At 67.1% G+C, this 23,297-nt stretch carries 20 protein-coding genes, 1 pseudogene and 1 CRISPR repeat array; of the genes and pseudogenes, 10 read left to right on the top strand and 11 right to left on the bottom strand.

What is annotated here, in order from left to right:
* Window positions 1–275 precede the first annotated feature (275 nt).
* The 7 genes from AB0G01_RS29125 (at window position 276) to AB0G01_RS29155 (ending at window position 9,658) form a co-directional block, all read left to right on the top strand.
* Window positions 276–2,429 carry a tetratricopeptide repeat protein gene (locus tag AB0G01_RS29125; protein WP_360952112.1) on the top strand — a complete coding sequence of 718 codons (2,154 nt, stop codon included), beginning with the start codon at window positions 276–278 and terminating at the stop codon, window positions 2,427–2,429.
* A gap of 208 nt (window positions 2,430–2,637) precedes the next feature.
* Entirely contained in the window at window positions 2,638–3,033 is a 396-nt protein-coding gene (locus AB0G01_RS29130; RefSeq protein ID WP_360951813.1) for a VOC family protein, read from the top strand.
* A 379-nt stretch (window positions 3,034–3,412) separates the two neighbouring features.
* The gene (locus AB0G01_RS29135; RefSeq protein ID WP_360951816.1) at window positions 3,413–4,249 is read left to right on the top strand and encodes a hypothetical protein; all 837 of its coding nucleotides are present in this window, start codon (window positions 3,413–3,415) and stop codon (window positions 4,247–4,249) included.
* Between the two features lie 362 nt (window positions 4,250–4,611).
* Window positions 4,612–5,589, top strand: a complete 978-nt coding sequence (locus tag AB0G01_RS29140; RefSeq protein WP_360951819.1) for an ABC-three component system protein — start codon at window positions 4,612–4,614, stop codon at window positions 5,587–5,589.
* Entirely contained in the window at window positions 5,586–6,074 is a 489-nt protein-coding gene (locus AB0G01_RS29145) for an ABC-three component system middle component 2 (protein WP_360951822.1), read from the top strand. Before AB0G01_RS29140 ends, AB0G01_RS29145 begins: the two co-directional genes overlap by 4 nt.
* Window positions 6,062–7,939, top strand: a complete 1,878-nt coding sequence (locus AB0G01_RS29150) for an AAA family ATPase (protein WP_360951825.1) — start codon at window positions 6,062–6,064, stop codon at window positions 7,937–7,939. Before AB0G01_RS29145 ends, AB0G01_RS29150 begins: the two co-directional genes overlap by 13 nt.
* Window positions 7,940–9,310: 1,371 nt before the next feature.
* Window positions 9,311–9,658: a tyrosine-type recombinase/integrase gene (locus AB0G01_RS29155; protein WP_360952115.1), complete on the top strand. Its 348-nt coding sequence runs from the start codon at window positions 9,311–9,313 to the stop codon at window positions 9,656–9,658.
* A 77-nt stretch (window positions 9,659–9,735) separates the two neighbouring features.
* Here the strand turns inward: AB0G01_RS29155 and AB0G01_RS29160 are convergent, their stop codons facing one another.
* The 3 genes from AB0G01_RS29160 to AB0G01_RS29170 all read right to left on the bottom strand — a co-directional run bounded on the left by AB0G01_RS29160 (window position 9,736) and on the right by AB0G01_RS29170 (window position 11,043).
* Window positions 9,736–9,972, bottom strand: coding sequence for a hypothetical protein (locus AB0G01_RS29160; protein WP_360951828.1), 237 nt, complete (start codon window positions 9,970–9,972; stop codon window positions 9,736–9,738).
* Between the two features lie 335 nt (window positions 9,973–10,307).
* Window positions 10,308–10,811: a Hint domain-containing protein gene (locus tag AB0G01_RS29165; protein WP_360951831.1), complete on the bottom strand. Its 504-nt coding sequence runs from the start codon at window positions 10,809–10,811 to the stop codon at window positions 10,308–10,310.
* A 34-nt stretch (window positions 10,812–10,845) separates the two neighbouring features.
* On the bottom strand, window positions 10,846–11,043 hold the full coding sequence (locus tag AB0G01_RS29170) for a hypothetical protein (protein ID WP_360951834.1): 198 nt from the start codon (window positions 11,041–11,043) through the stop codon (window positions 10,846–10,848).
* Window positions 11,044–11,079: 36 nt separating this feature from the next.
* Here AB0G01_RS29170 and AB0G01_RS29175 point away from each other — a divergent pair, with 36 nt between their 5' ends.
* Window positions 11,080–11,796 carry a hypothetical protein gene (locus AB0G01_RS29175; RefSeq protein ID WP_360951837.1) on the top strand — a complete coding sequence of 239 codons (717 nt, stop codon included), beginning with the start codon at window positions 11,080–11,082 and terminating at the stop codon, window positions 11,794–11,796.
* Window positions 11,797–11,854: 58 nt separating this feature from the next.
* Window positions 11,855–12,946: an IS630 family transposase gene (locus AB0G01_RS29180; RefSeq protein WP_360951840.1), complete on the top strand. Its 1,092-nt coding sequence runs from the start codon at window positions 11,855–11,857 to the stop codon at window positions 12,944–12,946.
* Between the two features lie 20 nt (window positions 12,947–12,966).
* Here the strand turns inward: AB0G01_RS29180 and AB0G01_RS29185 are convergent.
* Window positions 12,967–13,988 (bottom strand): annotated as a pseudogene (locus AB0G01_RS29185) (IS5 family transposase).
* A 4-nt stretch (window positions 13,989–13,992) separates the two neighbouring features.
* Here AB0G01_RS29185 and AB0G01_RS29190 point away from each other — a divergent pair.
* A complete protein-coding gene (locus tag AB0G01_RS29190) occupies window positions 13,993–14,139 on the top strand; it encodes a hypothetical protein (RefSeq protein WP_360951843.1) in 147 nt (48 codons plus the stop codon).
* A 46-nt stretch (window positions 14,140–14,185) separates the two neighbouring features.
* Here AB0G01_RS29190 and AB0G01_RS29195 read toward each other — a convergent pair whose 3' ends face one another.
* From AB0G01_RS29195 to cas4, 7 genes are all read right to left on the bottom strand, one after another.
* A complete protein-coding gene (locus AB0G01_RS29195) occupies window positions 14,186–14,350 on the bottom strand; it encodes a hypothetical protein (protein ID WP_360951846.1) in 165 nt (54 codons plus the stop codon).
* Window positions 14,351–14,465: 115 nt separating this feature from the next.
* Window positions 14,466–15,368 carry a tyrosine-type recombinase/integrase gene (locus tag AB0G01_RS29200; protein ID WP_360952118.1) on the bottom strand — a complete coding sequence of 301 codons (903 nt, stop codon included), beginning with the start codon at window positions 15,366–15,368 and terminating at the stop codon, window positions 14,466–14,468.
* A gap of 431 nt (window positions 15,369–15,799) precedes the next feature.
* Complete coding sequence (locus AB0G01_RS29205) at window positions 15,800–16,237, bottom strand: hypothetical protein (protein ID WP_360951849.1); 438 nt, start codon at window positions 16,235–16,237, stop codon at window positions 15,800–15,802.
* Window positions 16,238–16,343: 106 nt separating this feature from the next.
* The gene (locus AB0G01_RS29210) at window positions 16,344–17,750 is read right to left on the bottom strand and encodes a hypothetical protein (RefSeq protein WP_360951852.1); all 1,407 of its coding nucleotides are present in this window, start codon (window positions 17,748–17,750) and stop codon (window positions 16,344–16,346) included.
* A 1,327-nt stretch (window positions 17,751–19,077) separates the two neighbouring features.
* Window positions 19,078–21,194: direct repeats of the CRISPR family, unit length 37 nt; unit sequence GTTGCGATCCTCGCTGGGACGCAGGTCCCAGCGCTGC.
* Between the two features lie 164 nt (window positions 21,195–21,358).
* Window positions 21,359–21,649, bottom strand: a complete 291-nt coding sequence (cas2, locus tag AB0G01_RS29215) for a CRISPR-associated endonuclease Cas2 (protein ID WP_360951855.1) — start codon at window positions 21,647–21,649, stop codon at window positions 21,359–21,361.
* Complete coding sequence (gene cas1c, locus AB0G01_RS29220; protein ID WP_360951858.1) at window positions 21,649–22,665, bottom strand: type I-C CRISPR-associated endonuclease Cas1c; 1,017 nt, start codon at window positions 22,663–22,665, stop codon at window positions 21,649–21,651. The genes cas2 and cas1c overlap by 1 nt, the downstream gene beginning before the upstream one ends.
* Window positions 22,658–23,293: a CRISPR-associated protein Cas4 gene (cas4, locus tag AB0G01_RS29225; protein WP_360951861.1), complete on the bottom strand. Its 636-nt coding sequence runs from the start codon at window positions 23,291–23,293 to the stop codon at window positions 22,658–22,660. Before cas4 ends, cas1c begins: the two co-directional genes overlap by 8 nt.
* Between the last annotated feature and the right edge of the window lie 4 nt (window positions 23,294–23,297).

The raw sequence follows: 23,297 nt of genomic DNA on the forward strand, positions 1-23,297 counted from the left end.
GAGACCCGGACTTCAGAAGGATGGGCGCGGCAACCGGATCGGACGAACAAGCGTTTCTTCCACGGTCGGCACGCGTCGATCCAGCTCCAGATCACCGGAGGACCTCTGGTTGAGCCTCTGCGACGTCAACGACTGAGTGGGCTTGCCGGAGACTCACCATCGTGAACGTCCGCGACCTGCCCGGCTAGATCGGGCAGGTCGACCCGGCTGCCCTGTCAGCGGCATGACAGGACGTTCGTCGAGTGCCGTATCGGCGGTGTCCGCAATTGTGCGTTGTGGTGGCTGGTTGTGGCGGCTGTGGTGTCGTTTGGTTCGGATTCGGCGGTGCAGGGATGGTGTTGGTGGGTTCTGATGACGGTGGTGTGCCCGGTCGGGTGATCCAGTCCGGCGTGGCTTCCGGTGAGGCGCTTGTCTATCAGGCGGGTCGGGATCTGACGGTGCGTTCCGGGCCGGTGGTGCCGATGATGGAGTCGGTGCCGGTGGTGGCGGGTGTGGGTCGTATTCCGGTGGGATCGGGTGTGTTCGTGGGGCGCGCGGTGGAGTTGGAGCGGCTGGACGCTGCTGTGGCGGAGTCGGGTCGTGCGGTGGTGGTGGCGGTGCACGGTCTGGGAGGGGTGGGCAAGTCGACGTTGGCGGCGCGGTTCGCCGAGCTGCGCGCAGAGCGGTTTTCGTTGGTGTGGTGGGTGACTGCGGATTCCGCCGCTGCGGTGGATGAGGGGTTGGCGGAGTTGGCGGTGGCGGTGGCTCCGGAGGTGGCGGGCTTGCCGTTGGAGCAACGCACGGAGTTGGGTGTGCGGTGGCTTTCCACCCGTGACGACTGGCTGCTGGTGTTGGACAACCTGACCGGCCCTGTGGACGCGGTGGGATTGTTGGAACGGGTGCGCACCGGGACGGTGGTGGTCACCAGCCGTCAGGCGGTCGGTTGGCGCATGGTCCGCACCGTGCTGTTGGACGTGTTGTCCCCCGACGAGGCGACTGAACTGCTGGCCCGCATCGTGCGCGCCGAGTGGCCGGAGGCTGACCTGGCCGGTGCCGGGGCGTTGTGCGCGGAGTTAGGGCTTCTCCCGTTGGCGGTGGAGCAGGCCGCCGCCTACCTGGCCCAGGCCCGGATCACCCCGGGCGCCTATCTGGGACTGTTGGCCGGGTTCCCGGCGCGGATGTTCGCCGCGACCGCGGAGGGCGGGGACACGCAGCGGACCGTGGCCCGTGTGTGGCGGGTGACCCTGGACCGCCTGGCCGACACCCCGCACGCCGGGCGGCTGCTGCGACTGCTGGCCTGGTACGCATCCGACGCCGTTCCCCGCGCTGTGCTCGCCCGCGGCGTCGGGGAGCCGGACCTGTCGGAGGCGTTGGGCAGGCTGGCCGCCTACAGCATGATCACCCACACCGTGGACGCCGTGTCGGTGCACCGCCTGGTGCAGGCGGTCACCCGCATCCCCGATCCGACCGACCCGCACCGACAACCCGACGACATCGCCGACTCCCGCGACACCGCCACAACCATCCTTTCGGACATCGTGGCCGCATTGGACCCCTGCTCACCGGCCGACTGGCCCCGCCACCGGCTCATCCTGCCGCACGCCCGCGCCCTGCTCGACCACACCACCTCCGACACCGACAACTACCAGACCTGTCGACTCCTCCACGAACTCGGCATCTACCTACAGGAACAGGGCGAGGCCGGCACCGCCATCACTTACCACACCCGCGCCACCACCACCCTCGAACACCTCCACGGCTCCGACCACCCGAACACACTGACCTCACGGAACAACCTGGCCCACGCCTACCAGGCAGCGGGTAGCCTTAGCCGAGCGATCCCGCTGTGCGAAGCCACCCTGGCCGACCGCGAGCGGGTGTGGGGCTCGGACCACCCGCACACGCTGAACTCGCGGAACAACCTCGCCGGCGTCTACGAGTCAGCCGGTGATCCACGCAGGGCGATCCCGCTGTACGAAACCACCCTCGCCGACCGCGAGCGGGTATTGGGCTCCGATCACCCACATACGCTGAACTCGCGGAACAACCTCGCCGGCGTCTACGAGTCAGCCGGTGATCCACGCAGGGCGATCCCGCTGTACGAAACCACCCTCGCCGACCGCGAGCGGGTATTGGGCTCCGATCACCCACATACGCTGATCTCCCGGAACAACCTGGCCTACGCCTACCGGGTGGTGGGTGATCTGAATCGGGCGATCCCCCTGTACCAAGCCACCCTCGTCGAGGCCGAGCGGGTGCTGGGGCGAGAGCACCCGTACACGTTGACCGTGCGGAACAATCTCGCTATCGCCTTCTGGGCGGCGGGTGATCCGGGCCAGGCGGTCTCGGTGTTCGAGGTCGCCCTCACCGACAGCGAACGGATACTCGGCTTAGAACACCCTACCACCACGGCCATCCGGGCGAACCTCGACAACGCGAGGTCGACCTGAACCTGTCACGCCTGATCATCACGGGCCGTCTCGCGACCCGGCGAACATTCACGTCGGCAGCAGTGGACCGCATGTATCGCGCGATCAGCGGCATGTGCGGGTGTTGCACCATGGTGATCGACGGCGCGATGTCCGATTCGTTCAAGACCGCGGCGTCGGCTCTGTGATGGTGTTGGCGGTGCTTCGTACTGATCTCCTGGGAGCGGCAATGAGGTTCGGTTACGCCATCGTGTACGTCTCGGACGTGGTCCAAGCCGTTGGCTTCTACGAGCGGGCTTTCGGGCTGGCCCGCGCTTTCGTTCACGAGTCGGGCGATTTCGCCCAGCTCGACACCGGCGGCACGGCGCTTGCCTTCACCAGCCACCGGCTGGGGGCGGAGGCGGTGCCGGTTCCCTACGCCGCCCTCGACCCTGCCCTGCCACCGGCGGGCATCGAGTTCACCTTCATCACCGATGACGTCGCCGGTGGCTTCGCCCGCGCGGTCGCGGCCGGTGCCACTGCCCTGGCCGAGCCGCACGACACTGCCTGGGGTCAGGTGGTCTCCTACGTCAGAGACCCCTACGGCGTCCTCGTGGGAATCGCCTCGCCGGTCACCGGGTCCTGACCCGTCAAGACCGGTCAGGCAGAGCAGCGCTGCCGGGAGCACCCCGCTGCTTCCACGCAGGCTGCCACCGTCGGCTGGACGAGCGTACTCATCTCGGCATGTGCGTGCGTTCGGTCCTGTCGCTTGATCAACGCCTGTCGAGTGGCTTGAGGCGGCCGGACCCGATCAGGCCGGGCCCGGTGCAGACCAGGTTCAGGTGGTGCCGTCGCTTGCCATACGTGCGGGTGTTGCCGCCTTCTGGAAAGCCTGACGTCGGTGGGCGCGCGTTGCCTCGCAGGTGCGGTGGCCGGGGCCTGAGCCGTGACGGTGGGCCACACGTCAGGGTCGAGTCCGCATAAGTGCGGACTCATTGGTATTCCAGTCTGGCTAGCATCGTCGTGTGCCAGTCGACCCATCCGCCTTGCACGGGGACCACGAGGAGCTGTTCGCGGCGATCCCGACCGAAGGGACCACGATCAGCAACCCGACCCTGCAACGGCGTCTCGGCTGGGACGGCACCCGCTACTTTCGTGCCCGCGACGCCCTGGTCGACGGCGGGCTCATCGTCCGCGGGCGGGGACGCGGCGGTGTCGTGCGTCGTGTCGTCTCCGACGACGACACGGTGGCGGAACGCACCATCGCCGTGGTCGTCGACACCACCGCCGACCCGGAGACCACCGCGGCCACCGTCGAGGCGGTCATCAAGAACGAACTGGCGCTCTACGACCCCATGCGGCACGTCATCGCCACCGACTGGGCGCAGGACCACCGCCGCGACCCACTCGCCGTCGAGATCACCGCGCTACAGGGACGCCGCGCCACCGGCGGCACCTGGTCACGCCCCGACATCGTCAGCGTTGAAGTCCGCACCTTCGCCTACGTCCCCGGCAAATACCTCGAAGTCGCCACCTTCGAGGTCAAGGCCTCCAACGCCGTCAACGTCCAGGCCGTCTACGAAGCACTGGCCCACCGCCGCTCCGCCACCCACTCCTACGTCCTGCTCCACATCCCCGCCGACCAGGCCGACCACCTCGAAGACGCCGTCGCCGACGTCGCCGAAGCCGCACGCGCCCACGGCATCGGCGTCATCACCGCCGCCGACCCCCACGACTACGACACCTGGGAAGACCGCGAAGAAGCACGCCGCGTCGAACCCGACCCCGAACGCCTCAACACCTTCGTCGCCACACAACTCGCCCCCACCACACGCGACCTCATCTCCCGACGCCTGCGCTGAAACACAACGGGGCTCCGGCCCACACACGAACCCCGACTCACGCGCCACCCGCACCGCATCCTGACATCGGCATGACAGGACGTACGCCGCGCGATGTCAGCGAGGCGGCTTCGGCCGAGCCGCCGGGTCGTCCTGTCGCCAGGCTTCCAGCCATGAGTACCCCGGCTGCGGATGTGTCCGCCTCCGGCCTTCCCGGATTAGGATGCGCAGTCGATCAGGAATAGGAAGGTAGGACGTTACGTGACGACGGGGAGCAGCAGGTGAGTAGCCGGGCGGCTGTCAGCGCCATGCCCCTACCGGTCGATTCCCCCCGGTCCGTGGTCTTGGATGGTCCGCCGATTCCCCCTGCGGCGCGTCTCCGGTTGTACACGCCCGACGAGTGGGAGGAGTTCATCCGCGAGTGGGCCACCGCGCTGGCTGAGGACTATTTCCAGATCAAGCGGCTCGGTGGGGCGGGTGATAAGGGTGCGGACATCGCAGCGTTCAAGACCGACCGGCAGTTCGAGGGGCCGTGGGACTGCTTCCAGGCCAAGCACTACAAGGAGCCCCTCGGCTACGCCGTTGCCGCGGCCGAGATGCTCAAGGTCTTCACATCCGTCATCGACGGTGCGTACTGCCTGCCCGAGAGCTACCAGTTCTTGGCGCCCAGGGGGCTGTCGACGCCGTTCAACATGATGGTCAGTAAGCCGACCACCCTGCGGAACAAGTTCCTGGACCGGCTCGTCGAAGGCGACGCGCTTGTGAAGGGGCTGGACAACGTGATGCTCGGCGCGGTGCAGGATTTAGCGGCGGTGACCGACTTCGCCATGTTCAGGTCGGTGGAGGTCTTGGACGCGCTGGACACCCACAGTCGAACCCGGTGGCACGCCGCCCGGTTCGCCACCGCGCTCCCTGCACGGGCCGACGGAGAGATCCCGCCTGAGCAGTACATGCCCGCCGAGGCCCGCTACTTGCAGCAACTCCTGGCCGTGTACGTGGAGCGTGCCCCGGACAAGATCACCACTCTGGACTCGGTGGCCGGTGTTCCGAAGCTGGGCAGGCACCTTCAGCGGCAGCGGGTGAGTTTCTTCCGGGCGGAGTCGCTCAAGGCGTACTCCGCCGGAGCGGTGCCTCCAGGCACCTTCGAGAAACTCCAGGAGGACATCCACGCCGGGGTCGTCGACGTGGCGGAGGGCGACCACACGGACGGCTACGCGCGGTTGGGACAGGTCCTGGCCCAGGTGGGCAGCCTCGACCTCAGTCGCCACAAGCTCATCGACGTGGCCGACATGGATGACCGCAAGGGCGTCTGCCATCAGCTCGCAAACGACGACCGGCTGACCTGGGTGGAGGAAGCATGAGGGCTCCGCTCAACGGCCCACTGGAGTACGGGGTCCGAGTCCTGGTGATGCTGACCGAGGCGTATCCGGAGCAGTTGGACATCAACCACCTGGTCCTGCTTGACCACAGCGTGCTGCACACCGCCGAGCTCGGGGGACCACCCAGCATCCACCCCGCCCACGCCCTTCACGCCGGAGAGCTGGGCGTGCGGCGCGCGAGCATCGAGGAAGGGCTGCGGGTCATGATGCGTGCCGGGCTGGTCGACATGCGTGCGTCGGCTGCCGGCATCCGCTACGAGGCAGGGGATGAGGCGCACAGTTTCGTCTCCGCGCTCGCGTCGGGCTATATCGCCAAGTTGCGTGACCGCTGCCGGTGGGTAGTCGAGCGGTTCGCTCCTCTGCCCGAGGAGGAAGTCCGCCGACAAACGGCTGCGATCTTCGGCAGTTGGTACGGCGGAGGCGACAACGGTGACCGGGAGAGGGGTACGGGTTCATGGAGCGGCTGACCCTGCTGCATCTGACCTTCATCGGCCCGTCGGTCAACCCGGCAACCGTGGATTTCGGGCCCGGTCTCACGCTGGTCCGTGGTCCGTCGGACACCGGGAAGTCCTACATCGCCGACAGTATCGACTTCATGCTCGGCGGCGCGGCGCTGGAGGACATCCCGGAACGGGTCGGTTACGACACCGTGCTGCTCGGCATCCGCCTGCCCGACGGCGAGGACGTCACCCTGTCCCGAGCCACCCAAGGGGGTGGCTTCCGGCTGTTTCACGACGACCACCGCGCCTACCCACTGCCCGCCAACGGTGGGATCCTTGCGGAGAAGCACAACGCCAAGAATGCCAGGAACCTTTCGCGCTACCTCTTGGACAAGATCGGCCTGGATGGGAAGTTCATTCGAACGGACGGCGCAGGGAAGACGATCTCGCTGAGCCTGCGCAAGTTGGCTCCCCTGTTCCTTGTCGGCGAGACCAAGATCCAAGCCAAGACCGCCCCAGTGGTGACAGGGCAACACACACACCGCACCGGAGAAATCTCAACGTTTCGTCTCCTCCTTCAAGGCGAGGACGACTCCGCGATCGAGCCGGGTGAATCGGCAACCGAACGTCGCCGGTCCAAGCTCGCCAAGCGCGACGTCATCGACACGCTGCTGGCCGAGCTGCGTGAACAGCTCCAGACCGAGGAGACGCTCCAACAGGTCGTCGACCGGCTGGGCCGACTGCGGACAGCAATCACCGAGTCGACCGCCGCGGTCGAGCAGACCGCCACCGCAAGGCACCAATGGGGGCAAACGCTGTCCAACAGCGAACGACTCGTCGTCGCCGCACGGCGCAGCCTCGCCGAACTCGACGCCCTCGATGCGCGTTTCACCCTCCTGCACGAGCAGTACACCTCGGATCTGGCACGACTGGAAGCCGTCGCCGAGGCCGGATCGCTTCTCGGCTACTTCACCCCGGGTCGCTGCGTGTTCTGCGGTGCCGAGCCCGCACACCAACACCTCAACGAGGACTGCGCCGACGACACGACCGCGTTGGCCGAGTCCGTGCGAGAGGAGCAACGCAAGACGACCGCGCTGCGCGGCGACCTGCTTCATGCCATCGACGGGTTGCGCGTCGATCGTGCGGAGAAGGCCACGCGCCTCTTGGCATACACGGATCGGACAACCGAGGCGCGGTCGATGATCTCGCGACTCGACGGCATGCTCAATCCTCGACAACTTGAGCTGAACGAGGTGATCAGCTTGTCGTCGCAACTCGAACGCGACGCCGAGACCATCCGCCGAATCCAGCGGCTCGAAACCCTCCGCGTCGAGATCGAGAATGAACCCAAGCAGGACACGATCGCTCCCACCGCAGGCCTGCAACGAAGCGCTGTCGACGATCTGTCGCGCATGATCGCGGCCCGGTTGCGGACCTGGGGCTTCCACGACGCGGACAACACCAGTTACAGCTTCGAGGCCCAGGACATCGTCTCGGGAAGCCAACTGCGCTCCGCCCACGGCAAAGGTGTCCGTGCCGTACTGCACGCCGCGTTCACCATCTCACTCGCCCAATACTGCTTCGACAACGACCTACCCCACCCAGGCTTCGTCGTGCTCGATTCGCCCCTGGTCGTCTACCGCCCCCCGGACCCCGACGCCGAACCCGACGACAGCGGCGACGTCCTCGACACCACCAGTCTCGCGGGCCGGTTCTTCGCCGACATCCAAACGAACTTCTCTGGCCAGATCATCATCCTGGAGAACCAAAACCCCCCGGACGCCTTGGGGGTCGGGGCACGGGACATATCCTTCACCAAGAACCCGACCCGCGGTCGCTACGGCTTGTTCCCGCACCCTCAGACGGCCGATGCCTACGAGTTCAGCGGGTGATCCGGGTCAGGCGATTCCCTCTACCAAGCTGCCCTCGGCAACCGGGAGCAAGCGCCGGGCACCAACCATCCACAACCAGGACCATCCGCCCGAACCTAGGAAGACACCAGAGACAACCGGACCCGCCTCGTCACGCACATCTCGCAACGACGCCGACCGGGCAACGGTGACAACATCCACTTCTCGGCAGAAGCGGACGTTCACGGCACGCGGCACCGAGGCCCGTCCGTAACGGCTGGTCCTGCCGAGCGGGTTAGCACCTACCTCCGTCGCCTCCTGACACATCCGGCCGCGACAGCGTGAATCGCGGCTCCACCACCAAGCTGCCGGTATGAAACCGCCGGTCAGCCCCGTTCCGTCCTTCGGTGCTCCTACCCAGGAGACGAACCTGCGCAGGACCAGGTTCACTGCCTCCCATCGCTCGGAGGAAGCAGTGCACAGACACGAAGCGCCAAGCCCTCGATCGGCCATCCGGCCTGAATGCTGTACGTGCCGTACCTGGGGCACGCGAGCACACTTCGTGCCCCGGTTGTCTCAGGCGTCCCGTCGGATGCCGGCGTCAGTCCTGGCCTCCACAACACCGCGCGGGCTTCAGCGGCGGGAACGGTCGTCCGGGGTCGCGCGGGTGTGCGTGGTCGAAGCTGGCGGTTAAGGATGGTAGTCGCCCACGCCAAGGCGGCGGTTGCAGTCGTCGTCGGGGTCTTCGATCCGTTGGACTCGTCCCGACGGAACCGATCCACGCTCCTGCCGGAGCCGTCACCGACCACATAATCGGACTCGGCGACCGACCTCAGGGCACCGCCTGCTCCAGCACCGCATTTTGTCGACCACCTCGACCAGCACCACGACGGTCACCTCGGACCCGCGGCGCATCCCACCACCCGCGACCGCCTCACGACCCAACGACCAGCACCCCTCGACGGCCCTTCCGCTTCAGGTCGGTTGACGTCGGTCCGCGCCCATCAGGCCCGGTCCTGGCAGGTTCGACAGAACCACCCATTCGGGTGACGACCCCATATGGCGCTGGCAAAAAATCAGGAGCGAGTCGCTCCTGATCCGCTCCTTCACAGCACCCGCGAAGATCGTTTCGTAACCGTCCCGTGACCACTCTAAGATCGGTACGAACACACGAAAAAACCCGCCGACCTGGGCTTTCGCTCCAGAGCCAGCGGGCTTCCTCAGACCGTCGGGACGACAGGATTTGAACCTGCGACCCCTTGACCCCCAGTCGCGGAACGACTGAGCGACATGCTTGGGCCTGTTCTTCCAGGTCGTTCCCTAGTGTACTCAGCCGAGTAAAGGTGTCCACGATTCAAGTCTTCGGACTGGGCGCCCCTAGGATCGACCGTACCCCTGTGACAGTGACTCTGACTGCCCCGGTTCACCCGGCCTGACGGCAGCCCGATCGAGGGGGCCACCCTCACCCGGCACTTCAACGCCCTCCTCCACAGGGCTGCCCTCCGCCGCATCCGGTTTCACGATCTCCGGCGTTCGGCAGCGACGCTCCTGCTGGAGCAGGGCGTCGAACTGGTCGTGATCGAGGAGCTGCTGGGCCACGCCCACATCGGCGTCACCGCGACGGTCTACGCCCATGTCCGACTCCGCCTCCAGCGCGAGGCCATCGACCTCCTCGGCCACGCCCTCCGGGCCACCGGCGAGACCGTCACCGAGCCCGACGAAGGCAACGACCCACCACTTTGCGCAGCACCCATCCGCTGACGTTGCCGTCAGCTACTGCCGTCAGACACCCCAAAGGCCCCACCGGAAACTGATCCGGCGGGGCCTTTTATGGGAGTTTACATTTGCCGTCGAGCGATCTGAAGCGCCCATTCGACGAATTCAGCAGACACGCTTTCCACCTTCGGATTAATACTCACCCGCGCATCCGGCCAACCTTCCCCGGAGCTATAAATGGCGAGGACGGCACCATTCGCCTCGATCGCAGGATCCACGAATTCGATAACATGCTCGCCGCTGACGTCATCAATTTCGATGACCTGAACACGGCGTCCCTGGAATGCTTCGTATCGCACGACGGCCCACCCTATTAGTCCAGGAAACCTGAGAAGTTCCCGTTGAGGTCAAACCGCGCCCCCAGGCCACTGGAGAGGCGCACATCCAGCGCATCCTGCCAAGCTCCTCCGACTCGACCATACCCAATGTGTGCGACTGAATCAGGGTTAGTGAGAATACCGTCGAGCATATTCTGCTCGGACTCGTTCCACCCCGTAGGATTCTCTCTCTCCCGGACGGCCTCGGCCAGTTCGCACCGGTGCCCGTACGATCTGCATGCTTCTGCAGAGCGCGCCCAGCAAGAGAGCATCCACCCCTATCCGCTGCAGCCCCAGAGTGAGAGGCGTGATCCAGGTCAATTAGACCATCCGGCCCAGTCCCACAATTGTGAACCAAGATCGGTGTCGCGCCAGCGAGTACATAGTACGTGCGCGCCGCCGTCCGGAGTCGAGACGGTCAGGTCGACGTAGTCGGCGTCGGCGTCGGTGACGTGAACGGCGAGGACGGCGTGTTGTTCGGTGTCGGTTTCTTCGGGTTCGCTGTTGGTGACCTTGTCGCCCGCCTTGATCTCGTCGATGCGCTTGGTGCTGCCGTCGGCCATGAGGACTCGCGTGTCCCCGGTGAAGCTGTTTCGATACTTCACCAGCTTGGGTGACATACCAGACTCGAGCGTCGAAACGCGACCACTCGGGAGGGCCTTGGCAGCGGCAGCACCCAACTTGCCACCGAGTTCAACTCCCGGCATGACTCCCATGCATGCGCCGACCATCCCTGCCGTATCGCCGTCCTGAGCGTACTTGGCGCAATCCATCGCGGCGAACGGGATTCCGACGAAGGGCACCGTGGCCGCCCAGCTCATCGCCCGGTGGAAGTCCTTCTTCGTGGTGTGCGTTTCACACTGCGGGCAAGCCGGATAGTTCGACCCGGGCGGTTCGTAGGCGGAACCCTGACTGCATTCGACGGCGTAGCTTCCGGAGGCGGAGAGACAACGCCCTTGAGCCGGCCTGCCCGGTGCCGAAGGCGATATCGACGACGCGGTCGACGAGTTCGCTGAGCTGGATGTCGAGGCGTTCGAGGAGGCCGTCGAGCACGCCGAGGACGAGCTGTACGCCGCGACGCAGGCGCACGTGCTGGCGCGGCTGGCCCTGCTGCGCCCGGATCTGCTCGACACGGAGGCGACAGCCGATTTGATGGGTGGTTCTTCCGCGTTCGAGCCGTTGCACCACATCGGTATGCAGGTCCTGCTGTCCCTGGGCAGCGCCACGATGGAGCAGGTCGTGAACTCGTCGTCCGGGCCGGTGAAGGCAGCAGCCGAGCAGGTGCTGCGCGCCGTCGACGCCGAGGATGACGACGCCTACGACGATTTCCACCGCGTGCTCGAAGACCTGTTGCCGGCGATCGTCAAGCCATCGGCGGCCCGCCGCGCCGGCACCCGAGTCTTCCTGTACCTGCTCGCCACAGCCTCTCGTGCCGCAGGGGTCGGGGCCGCCGCTGAGGGCGCTCGGTACCTGGTGGATTTCCCGGCTGAGTTGGCGTGCGTGATCGTGGGCGTGCCCGACGACGACACGGTGGAGCACGTGCTTCAACGGCGTGTGCTGGCCGCCGTAACCGCGCTGGACCCCACTGCGGCGGGCCGGTACGCCGCAGATCTTCCCGAGCTGCGCAGCGACGACCCGCGCGACGAGCCCGCTCTCCGTTCCGAGGCCACCGGTTGGTGGGCCGCCCCGCGCCTGCACGCCGCGTCGAACCCCTCGCTGGTCGAGGCGGCGCTGGAAGCCTGCCCGGGGCCCGCGGCGACCCTCTCCTGCGAACGCCGAGTGACGGTCCTTCGTTGGGCGCGCTGAGCACCGGGGACCTAGTGTGCTGCGCCTGAAATTCGTTGAAGAATTGTAGAGTTGTCGGGTGGCTCGTAGGGGTCGGCCGGTGGCCGTGGTGACGTTGACGGACGAGGAACGCGAGACGCTGACACGCTGGGCACGGCGGGCGAAGTCGTCGCAGGCATTGGCGCAGCGGTGCCGGATCGTGCTCGGCTGCGCGGACGGCAAGTCCAATCAGGATGTGGCGGCCGAGTTGGGGATCTGGCCGCAGACGGTGGGCAAGTGGCGGCGCCGGTTCCTGGACAGGCGCCTGGAGGGTCTGGTGGACGAGCCACGTCCCGGTGCCCCGCGGAAGATCACCGACGAGCGGGTCGAGCAGGTCGTGGTGGCCACGCTGGAACGGACACCGGCCGACGCCACGCACTGGTCGCGGACCTCGATGGCGGCCGAGAGCGGACTGTCCCGTTCGACGGTCGGGCGGATCTGGAAGGCCTTCAAGCTCAAGCCCCACCAGGTCGACACGTTCAAGCTGTCCACCGATCCGCAGTTCGTGGACAAGGTCCGCGACGTTGTCGGCCTGTACCTGGATCCGCCGGAGAAGGCGCTGGTCCTGTGCGTGGACGAGAAGTCGCAGATCCAGGCACTGGACCGGTCCGCGCCTGTCCTGCCGATGATGCCCGGCCTGCCCGAACGCCGCACCCACGACTACATCCGGCACGGCATCACCACCCTGTTCGCCGCGCTCGACGTCGCCACCGGCGAGGTCATCGGCTCCGTGCACCGCCGCCACCGGGCCGTGGAGTTCAAGAAATTCCTGGCCAAGCTGGACAGGGAAGTGCCCGCCGATCTCGACGTGCACCTGATCTGCGACAACTACGGCACCCACAAACACCCCACCGTGCGGAAGTGGCTGGAAGCGCACCCTCGGTTCCACATGCACTTCACCCCTACCTACTCCTCCTGGCCCGACCAGGTCGAGCGGTGGTTCGGACTGCTCACCGACAAGCGACTACGCCGCGCCGCCCACAAGTCCCTGCGCGCCCTGGAGAACGACATCCGCGACTGGATCAAGACCTGGAACGCGAACCCCAAGCCCTTCATCTGGACCAAGGACGCGGACGAGATCCTCGACCGCCTCGCCTCATATCTTGATCGAATTCCCGGCGCAGGACACTAGGGAGCTGTTTGGGGTTCGGATCATGTGGTTGAGGTGAGGGTCTTCAGCCACATGATCGCTCCCCGTAGATGCAGTCCGGCCTCGTAGCTCTCCGGTGATTTGTCGTAGCGGGTGGCCAGGCCGCGCCATGTCTTGATCTTCTGGAAGGAGCGTTCGACGGTGTTTCGTTGTCTGTATCGCACGGGATCGAAGGACACGGGCCGCCCTCCGGCCGAGGCTTTCTTCTTCCGGTTGGCCTGCTGGTCGGTCTTCTCCGGGATCACGGCCGTGATCCGGCGGCGGCGCAGATAGGCCCGGTTGGCCTTGGAGGAGTAGGCCTTGTCCGCGGCCACCGCTCCCGGACGGGTGCGGGGCCGACCGGACGGGCCGGGAACCCGGACCCGGTCCAGCACCGTCCGGAACCGCGGACTGTCAGCGGCCTGGCCGGGTGTGAGCACGAACGCCAGCGGCAGCCCGGCGGCGTCGACCGCGGCGTGAATCTTGCTGCTCAGCCCGCCTCGGGACCGGCCGAGCCCTGCCGCTTCGGCCCGCGCCTTCCGACGGCGCCGGAGAGCGGCACGGTCCCGACCCGCAGACGTGCCCGCGTCGGCCTTGTCAGGCGCGGACCGCGGCGCATCACCCGCAACACCCGCCGCTGGGTGGCCAACGGAGCCCCTTTTTCCTCCGTCAGCGCCTGTTCCAGCGCGTCGAGGGTCTCCCCGGCGACCGCCAACCCGGCCGATTCGTGATGCGCCCGCACGATCGTGGAGTCCACGCCGACCAGTTCCAACCCGACCTGCCCCTGGGAGGCGGCCTCGGCGATCAGCGCCTCCATCAGCGCCTGGAACACCCCGGCCCTGGCCCGGGCGTTGAACCGTGAGTAGACGGTGGACCACGGCCCGTACCGTTCGGGCACGTCACGCCAGCCCGATCCGGTGCGGAACCGCCACAGGATCCCGTTGAACTGCTCCCGCACCCGACGCGGCAACGGCCCCGTGGCCGCCACCGGCACATGCGGTTCGATCAACGCCCACTCGGCATCGGTCAGGTCAAAATGCGCCACATCCGTGTTCTACCAGCCCCACCAGCACACCACCGCGCCCGACCTAGATCCGAACCCCAAACAGCTCCTAGTGGTGGCGGTCGTCCAGGCGATCTCGGCGCTGAGCGTCGCGGCCCGCAATCCCGAGCTGCCGAACGACATCCTGTTGTAGCCGCAGCCGGCACAGCCCGGGATCGGCCGCTGCGCGGTCCTTGGCATTACCGAGGTTCGGTGTCGTAGCGGCGGGGAGCCCGGCGTCGGACCGCCGCCGAGCGGCGGGCGAGCCTCAACATGTGTGCGGTGCGGGCGTGGACCGCCAGTTCCCGGCGCAGGTCCGGCGGCAACTCGCCCTTGGGGTCCACCTGACGCTCGAACTGCTCCAACGTCGCCTGGGTCGCGTTGGCCGTGCGTGCACGGCGATCCGTCGTCCTCGCCCACGACTCGTGCGCCGCAGCACGGGCCCTCAACCTCCGGTCTGCGTCGCTGATTCCGCGCTGGTCAGACATTTTCACCGATCCCCATCCGTGTCTGGGACTCCTGCGCACGTTCTGCAGCGGCGCTCGCACCGTAGTGGCGCGGCATGTCCTCCGATTCCCAGCCCAGCAACAACATCAGGTCACCGGTGTCCCCGCCGGCCCGCTTCCACTCGTGTGCGAAGTTGTGCCGCCACCGATGCGCGTGCACTCCCACCACCCCGGCCGCGCGTCCCCGCCGCTTGAGCATCAGCTTGATCCCGTTGGGCGCCAGCGCCCGACGACCACGCTCGGCCAGCCACAGGTTCGGCAACCTTGCGGCGACGTGACGGTCGCGGGCCCGCAGGTACCGGCTCAACGCCCGACCCGTCCGAGGCCCGAACCGCACCCGCCTCTCCTTGCCACCCTTGCCCCGGTACACCACCGTGTCCCGACCCAAGTCGACGTCCTCTAGCCGGAGACCGCCCACCTCGGACAGACGCGCACCGGTGTTGTAATACAGCCGGATGATCGCCTCGTCGCGCAGGTGCACGAACTCCTTACCCTTGCACGTGGCCAACACCCGCCCAGTGTCCTCGTCACGAATCACCGGTATCAGCCGCTTCTCCACCTTCGGCTGCCGCACGCGCTCCATCGGCGACCGTTCGATCTCCTCCTCGTCCAACCACAACCACTTGAAGAACTGCTGCAATCCCTTGTGCTTGTTCAACGCCGTCGCCGCCGACCGTGATTCGATCATCCACGCCTGGAACGACTCCACGTGCCCCCGCCGAACCTCCACCGGGTCCCCCGCCGCAGCGGCGCATTCCACGTCGGTCGCGGCCTCCTGCGCCAGGAACCGGGCCAGCTGCGACACCGCCAGCAGGTAGTTGTACCGCGTCGTCTCCGGCCTGTTCGCCGCCCGCAACGACCGGTCCCAGTCCCGCATGAACCCGGCCCACGACCTCGGCAACCCCCGCGTCAACCGCTCCAGCTCACCCCACACGGCACGGCCCGACGACCGAAACGACCGCGCCTGAACGGACAGCGAGCCCTCCACCAGGTCGAGCCGCCCACGTACCCGATCTCATCGACACCACCACTTCCCCGGATGAGCCGAAGTCGAGTGTCGACCGCATACCGCCGATCGCGAAGGTCGAGGGGACGAAAACCCGGAAGCCCATCAGACGGAAGCAGCACTGCGGCGGCATGTCTAGACGGCGCAACCGGACCACCGGTCGACCTCATCCAGCGCCGCCAGTCGACTATCAGTCGCTGGCCTCCAGAAGGCCCCACGGCAGTACCCACTGCGGTGGCGGGCCCCTCGGGCAGCGGAACTCGGCAGAGGCGTCGGGCGCCTGCCTCTCCTGGCGCGGAGGGTCAGGCGATCTCTGTGGTCGGTGTGGGCCAGATGGTGATGTGCCAGCGTTCAATGTCCACGATCGGGTCGCGGTGTTCGTGGTGGCGGGCGTTGAAGGTTTCGTCACGACCTGTGCACTCGACGACGCAGGTGATGGGGCCGGTGGCCGGTGCAGCGGTCACCAGGGCGGTGCGGCCTTCGGTGTCGACCACGGCGATCTCCGGCCTGGAGTTGGTGAACGCGTAGCGAGGCCGGTGGTCGCGCAGGTGATCGGGCACTTCAGTTTCGTCATCGGCGACTACCAGGGTCACGTGGGCGGTGTGTTCGCTGGTGACGCTGTTGAGGCCGATACCGTCGCCGGCCGACACCGCCAGTTCCTCCTGCGGGCCCCAGACTAGGCGGGGGTCGTCCTTGATGGGTTGGGGGTGGCTCACCAGGTAGAAGCGTGCGAAGTACACCGGGACGGACGTTTCGTGCGTTCTCATGGCTCTGCCCCCTTCACCGGGCCTGGGTGGAACAGCGGTTCGACTGTTCCACCCAGGATGTAGTGGTCAGTCTAGGGACTCAATCGATGTTGGGAGTGCCGACGATGTCGACCCAGAAGCGGTCGGTGTGGAGGACGTGGTCGCGCAGGTAGAAGGCGCTGAGCAGACCTCCGCCGATACTGTTGTCCAGTTTGCGGATCGGCCTGGCGGAGTAGCTCCAGATGCCCGCACCGCCGTTGTACTCCGTGTACGCCGCGCCTTCGTACGTCGACCGGTACGGGTACTCGTCGCACTCCCGTTCACCGGTGACCGGGTCGTTGGTGGCGTAGTCGTTGCCCCAGTGCTGCTTGCAGGTTAGGACCGCGACGTAGTTGTTGCGGTCGTACCGGGTTTTCTCGTAGTCCGGGTGCATCCGGGTGAGCATCTGCCCGGAGCCACGGCTGCCCGCGACCTTGGTGAGCGGGATGCCGGGTTTGGTCGCCGCGATGTTGTTCTGGGCGTCCCAGATGTGCTTGACCTGTTGATAGATCTCGGGCCGGGAGAAGTCGTACTGGAGCCAGGATTCCACGTCCATGAACACGAACCCGCCGCTGCCGGCGTAACTCGCGGTGTCGCTGCGCAGGATCTGGACCTTCTCGCTCACGATGTCACCCATGCCACCGCGGATCAGGAACCCAAGGTCGTAGTAGATCTTGTTGTCCTTCTCCGCAGAGGTGTTGCGTTCGGTCAGCGTCTGCACCGAACTTGTCCACCCTGCCTGGAGTTGCGCCACCGTCGCCATCCCGAAGCCCCGGTCGAAACCACAAGTCACACCGATGTAGGTCTTACAGACCAGTCCGTTGTAGATGTTGTCCCACGCCGGCGGTGGCGTTCCGCCGTCCACACCGCCCATGTCGGTGAACCACTGGAACTTCACGGCCCGGGAACCGTCCGGGTTCACGTTGCGGGTGCCGTGGCCGACGATGACCAGCCGGTAGTGGACGGCACCAAGGATGGAGCACTGGCCGTTCTGGCAGAACTTGTTCTTGAGCTGGATCGCCGCGACCATGCACGAGTTGAACCGGTCCCGGTACCAGTACTGCGGCTTGCCGATGTTCGTGCCGAACTTCTGGCGGCAGTCGTCGACCGAGACGGGGTTGGGCGTCTCGGCGTCCGTAGCTGCGGGATTCCCGGCTTCGGCGATCAGGTCGGCGGCGCGGGTAACGTGCCGCGCAGGCTTGGGGCCGTTAAGGTAGGCATCCAGTTCCTGGCGCCCGTTCGGTTTGTCCGACCGGAACTCGGTGCTCAGCCCGGACGCGACCCCCGTATCCTCCGCAGCCGCCCGATTCACCGAGGTGCCCCAGGCATCGAACTCGACGCTGGTGAAGCGCATACCACCCGAACTCGCACCGGCCGCGCCGGGCGTCAACCCGACCGCGAGCAGAGCGACGATGGCAACGAAAAGTGCACGCCTGTTCTTCATTTCCCCTCTTCGTGCAGGGCCCAACCGGATTCCGGCGCAGCATGAAGAGGCGCGTGAAATCACAGGCCTTGATGCAGGAAATCCGCACTGCAGACGGTTCCGGTCGGACGAGACTGACGCCCGAATCCTTTCGGGCAAGCCCGGCGTTCTGCCCTAGCGGTGAACGAATTGCCGTACCGGGAAGACCACGTCACGACCCGATCGAAGGGATACCAGCCGAGATGCAAAGCAGATTCGGTGCACGATCCTCCCAGTTCGACCGGCGCACGCGAGCGGTCTTCATGAAGATTAGCGACACCTTCGGCGACTGTCAGCCATGAATCACGAGATCACTCGACCGGACGCGTCGTTGCCACCGAACGTCAAGTCAATAGGCAATGCGGGCGATCCTGCCGAAAAGTGGCAGACGGCACACATGATGGAGACACGAGATGGTGCAGGAGCCACGTGTGGGTTAACCGAGGGGCACGACGGCCGGAGCGAAGAAGATCGCGGCCACCGGGTCCGGCGGAATTTTATCGCATTCGGCATGGCGCGGCGGTGCCGGTTGTGAGGTGCGAACGGCGCGGCGGGCGGAGCCACCGTCGAGTCGGCCAGTTAGGGAACCGTCCGAAGGGCCGTCCCGCGATCCCACGAGGCTGAGAATCGAGCGGTGTCCGGGGCGGGGCCACCGGCACCGACCGAGCGAAGGGAACGCCCGAGGTCCCCGGTCAGGATGCGTGGGTGTCGCCGCCACCACCACAGGTCGGGGCCTGGCAACCGGTGGAACCCACCGAGTGCCTGACCGTCGTCGTCGACGGTCACGGCCTTGGACCCGCGGCGTCCCGAGCTGGACGACGGGGTCGTCCAGTAGGACCCACGCCTCGTGCAGCCAGTTCCGGCGGTAGAGATCGTTGGCGTACTCGTGGATGTCGTCGCCCTAGCCGCGCTCGACGACACACACCAAGGCAGCCCACGCGTCCACCCTCTCCGCGACCGTGAAGGCCGCCCGCCAACCACGCTGACGCAACAGTTTCCCTACCTCGGCTTTCGGTGGCCACGGGATGAGGCTTTCACGTCGACTCCGTCCGGGCGACCGAGATGTCTACAGCCAGAGGACAACGGGAACCCGCACCGTGATCGAGCTAGGACGATCTCGCCGTGGCCGGTGTGCTTTCAGCGTCAGAGCCGTCCTGGACAACCCGTTCACCGAGCCGAGCCGGTCCGGCAAGCGCCGGTGACGGCCCTGCGACACAAAGGCTCGGACCCGGCCCACAGGGCAGCCGTGGGGTCTTCCCGTTAAGGGACCGGGTACTCCTGGTCGCGGCCTACCGGCGCACCAGCAGGTTGACCATCACGATCCGATCCTCGTGGTTGCGATCCCGCTGGGACACAGGTCCCAGCGCTGCCCGCGAGCGCCATCCGGGACCCGAAGGACAGGTACCAGTTGCGATCCTCGCTGGGACGCGGGTCCCAGCGCTGCGTGCGGGCGGCGCGGGCGGTGACCTGTCGCTGGTGTTGCAATCCTCGCTGGGACGCAGGTCCCAGCGCTGCCTCCCGGCCGTGCTCGTCGGCCAGCTCGCCCCGTGGTTGCGATCCTCGCTGGGACGCAGGTCCCAGCGCTGCACACGGTCGTCGCCGGGGCCACGTGCACGATGCGGTTGCGATCCTCGCTGGGACGCAGGTCCCAGCGCTGCGCCGGCCCCGGACGTGGACACCGCGCCGCACCACCGTTGCGATCCTCGCTGGGACGCAGGTCCCAGCGCTGCCGGTGAGCGCCTGGACCAGCTCGCCGACGACCTGGTTGCGATCCTCGCTGGGACGCAGGTCCCAGCGCTGCGCCGGCCCGCGTGGCCGACCAGCTCGCCACCGAGGTTGCGATCCTCGCTGGGACGCAGGTCCCAGCGCTGCCCGCCGGTCTGCTGTTCGGGCCCGATGTCCTCACCGTTGCGATCCTCGCTGGGACGCAGGTCCCAGCGCTGCCCGACACCTCGTGCGGCGCACGATGGACACACCGAGTTGCGATCCTCGCTGGGACGCAGGTCCCAGCGCTGCCTGGAGCAGGCCGACGGGTTGCCGGCGGTGTGGGAGTTGCGATCCTCGCTGGGACGCAGGTCCCAGCGCTGCCAGCCCGTACGCACGGGCCAGGGCCGCGTGGTGGTCGTTGCGATCCTCGCTGGGACGCAGGTCCCAGCGCTGCGTGCGGCGGCGGCCTCGTCGGCGTGGTCCTCGCCGTTGCGATCCTCGCTGGGACGCAGGTCCCAGCGCTGCCCGTGACGACACCAGCGACTCATACGACGGCAGGGGTTGCGATCCTCGCTGGGACGCAGGTCCCAGCGCTGCCACGGTCGACGAGGTCACCGAGCAGCTCAGCGAGTTGCGATCCTCGCTGGGACGCAGGTCCCAGCGCTGCACGACTGGCTCAGCCACAACCCCAGCCGCGCGGAGTTGCGATCCTCGCTGGGACGCAGGTCCCAGCGCTGCCCACCCACACGAGCCCGACACCCTTGTGCTGCTGTTGCGATCCTCGCTGGGACGCAGGTCCCAGCGCTGCCTGCTGGACCTCGACCGACTGCTGGATGGCCTCGGTGTTGCGATCCTCGCTGGGACGCAGGTCCCAGCGCTGCGTCGTCGAACGTCGCCGCCTCGTCCAGCAGGTCGTCGTTGCGATCCTCGCTGGGACGCAGGTCCCAGCGCTGCGTTGACGGCCACGGTCGCGCGGCTGGACGGCGAGGTGTTGCGATCCTCGCTGGGACGCAGGTCCCAGCGCTGCACTACGTCGACCTGTCGACGCCCGGCAGCCAGGTCGAGTTGCGATCCTCGCTGGGACGCAGGTCCCAGCGCTGCACGCGCTCGGCTCGGCGATCTCCTGGGTGTGGCAGTTGCGATCCTCGCTGGGACGCAGGTCCCAGCGCTGCTCGGTGTCCTCGCCCTCCAGGAGGAGATCGCGTGGGTTGCGATCCTCGCTGGGACGCAGGTCCCAGCGCTGCCCGAAACCGTTGGAACGCGGCGTGGAGCAGCCGAAGTTGCGATCCTCGCTGGGACGCAGGTCCCAGCGCTGCTGGCCGAGGCGCGTGCGGGCGGGCTTTGGCATCCGTTGCGATCCTCGCTGGGACGCAGGTCCCAGCGCTGCCTGGGCGGGTGTGGGTGTGGTGTCCCGCCTCCCGGTTGCGATCCTCGCTGGGACGCAGGTCCCAGCGCTGCCGGCGAGTTGCCGCCCCTGAGACGAGAGTTCGTCGTTGCGATCCTCGCTGGGACGCAGGTCCCAGCGCTGCACGTGGCGGATCTTGATCTCGTGCTTGTCCGCCGAGTTGCGATCCTCGCTGGGACGCAGGTCCCAGCGCTGCTCGCGACCACCTGCACGTAGCTCCCGATGGTCGAGTTGCGATCCTCGCTGGGACGCAGGTCCCAGCGCTGCCGATCGCAATGTAACCGTCCGGGGTCTCCACCCGGTTGCGATCCTCGCTGGGACGCAGGTCCCAGCGCTGCCCTGGATGAACAGGGAAAATGTGGTTACGGGTTGGTTTCTGGTCGGCAGTTGTCCCCAAATCGGGATGACACGCCGGTGCTCGCTTAGGAACCTCTCGGCGTGTCGTGTCACGCTTGTGGTTCCCAAGCGGCCGGGACAGCGGCTTCGGCGTCTGGCCCAGGGCTCAGACGATCCACGGGCCGGTGTGGGGGATGGCAACTGCGGCACCGAGGTGTCGGGCGGCGTGGAAGGTGCCTCGGTCGAGATGGTAGATGCGGACCGAGTCGAGCCTGGTGTCGATGGTCGACTGGAGGCGTGCTTCGAGTTGGAGTCGTTGGGCTGGGGTGCAGGTGACCTCGAAAACGGACTTCTGAACTCGGTGGCCGACGCCTTCGCAGATTTTCGCCACTTGCCGCAGGCGTCGTTCACCTTCCGGGGTTGTGGTTTCGACGTCGTAGGTGACGAGAAGTTCCATCAGGCCACGGTCCAGGGGATGTAGGTGTCGGCGGTTCCGCGTAGGTGGCGGGCGAGGAGCCGGGCCTGTACGAGCGGGATGAGGGCCGCGGGGATGTCGCGGCCGAGGGTGGCGTGGGGCCAGGGCCGTTCGCGGGCGGTGCTCCAGTGTTCGAGGAATGTCTTACGGCCGTCGTCGGTGAGTTGGACGGCTCCGCCGGGAAGTGTCTCGGTGTGTCGGTCGAGGATCTGTTTGCGGTTGAGGAGGGTGAGGACCAGGCGGTCCACGAGCAGGGGCCGCATCTCCTCCATGAGGTCGAGGGCGAGGGAGGGTTTGCCTGACCGGACGCCGTGGAGATAGCCGACGTAGGGGTCGAGGCCGACTTGTTCGAGGGCTCCCTGGACGGCGACGCGCAGCATCCCGTAACCGAAGGACAGCAGACAGTTGACGGGGTCGGTGGCCGGTCGGCGGGTGCGTCCGGCGACGACTCCGGGTGCGAGTGTGTCGAGGGCTTGGAAGTAGTCGCGGGCGGCTCGGCCTTCGATGCCGAGGGTTTGGGACAAGGTTGTGGCGGTGGGGAGTTGTTCGAGGGATAGTGCGTGGGTGGCGGCAATTTCGCGCAGGCGATCCCGGCGGGGCCCGGTGAGGTCGCGAGCGGCACGCAAGAGTAGTTGCCGGTAGTTGTGGAGCTTTCCGGCGACGAACGCTTTGGCGAGATCGAGTCGCCGGTCGTGGTCGTCGTGTGCACGGACCTGGGCGAGACGCAGGAACGGGTTGCCGTTCTGGGGACCGCTGGTGCGCGCCAAGAAGCGACCGTTGCGGGTGATCCAGGTGACCGAGCGCCCGTCGGCGGCGCAGCGATGGACCAGGTCGTCGGTGAGCGAGACGCCGTTCCACGCAACGATGTGGTCCAGACGTACCAGGGGAAGCAGGTGTCGGCCGGGCTTCTCGGGATGGGCGACGCGCAGGGCGTCGCCGTCGAGGTGGAGGCTGGTGCCCGGCGTGGTGACGTAGAGGGTGCGGAGGAGTTCAGACATCCCACTCTCCGAGCGGTCTGGGGCGGAAGAGGTCCGTGGCTGGGACCACGGGGGTTTCGGGCAGGCAGCCGGGACGCAGTGAGCAGCGGCGGCACCTGTTGTCGTTGACCGCTGGCGGGAGCACGGCGTCGTCGAGAAGGGCGCGTACGGCGCTGGTGGTGTCGAGGACCCTGTCGCGCAGGGTGTCGTCGACGGTCACCTCGTGCCTGCGCCGGTCCCGCCCGGAGAAGACGATGCCGTGCGGGACCGGGGCGGCGAACATCTCGCGCAGGCATAAGACCTGGGCTGCGACCTGGAGGTCTGCGGGGCCGCCTGGGTGGTAGCGGCCGGACTTGTGCTCGATCGGTGTCGGGCCGTCGGCGGTGAGGCTGACGGTGTCGCAGATCCCGTGCAGGCCCAAGGTGTCGCTCCAGACTGGCAGCGAATGCCACACCTGTCGACCGGCCCTGTCGGTGGCGGAGCCGGACCGGTCGACGGCGGCGTGGGCGAGGTCTCCGCGCACGGTGTCGGTGTTGGCCTCGAAGTAGGCGTCCACGTGGATCAGGGCAGCCTGTCGAGGGCAGTAGGCGTGGTGTTCCAGGGCCGAGATCGGGATGCTGCGCAGCACCTCCCCTGGCGAGTCGTGCATGGGG

It is taken from the genome of Actinosynnema sp. NPDC023587 (genome assembly GCF_040640215.1).
In the GTDB taxonomy this organism is placed as follows: domain Bacteria; phylum Actinomycetota; class Actinomycetes; order Mycobacteriales; family Pseudonocardiaceae; genus Actinosynnema.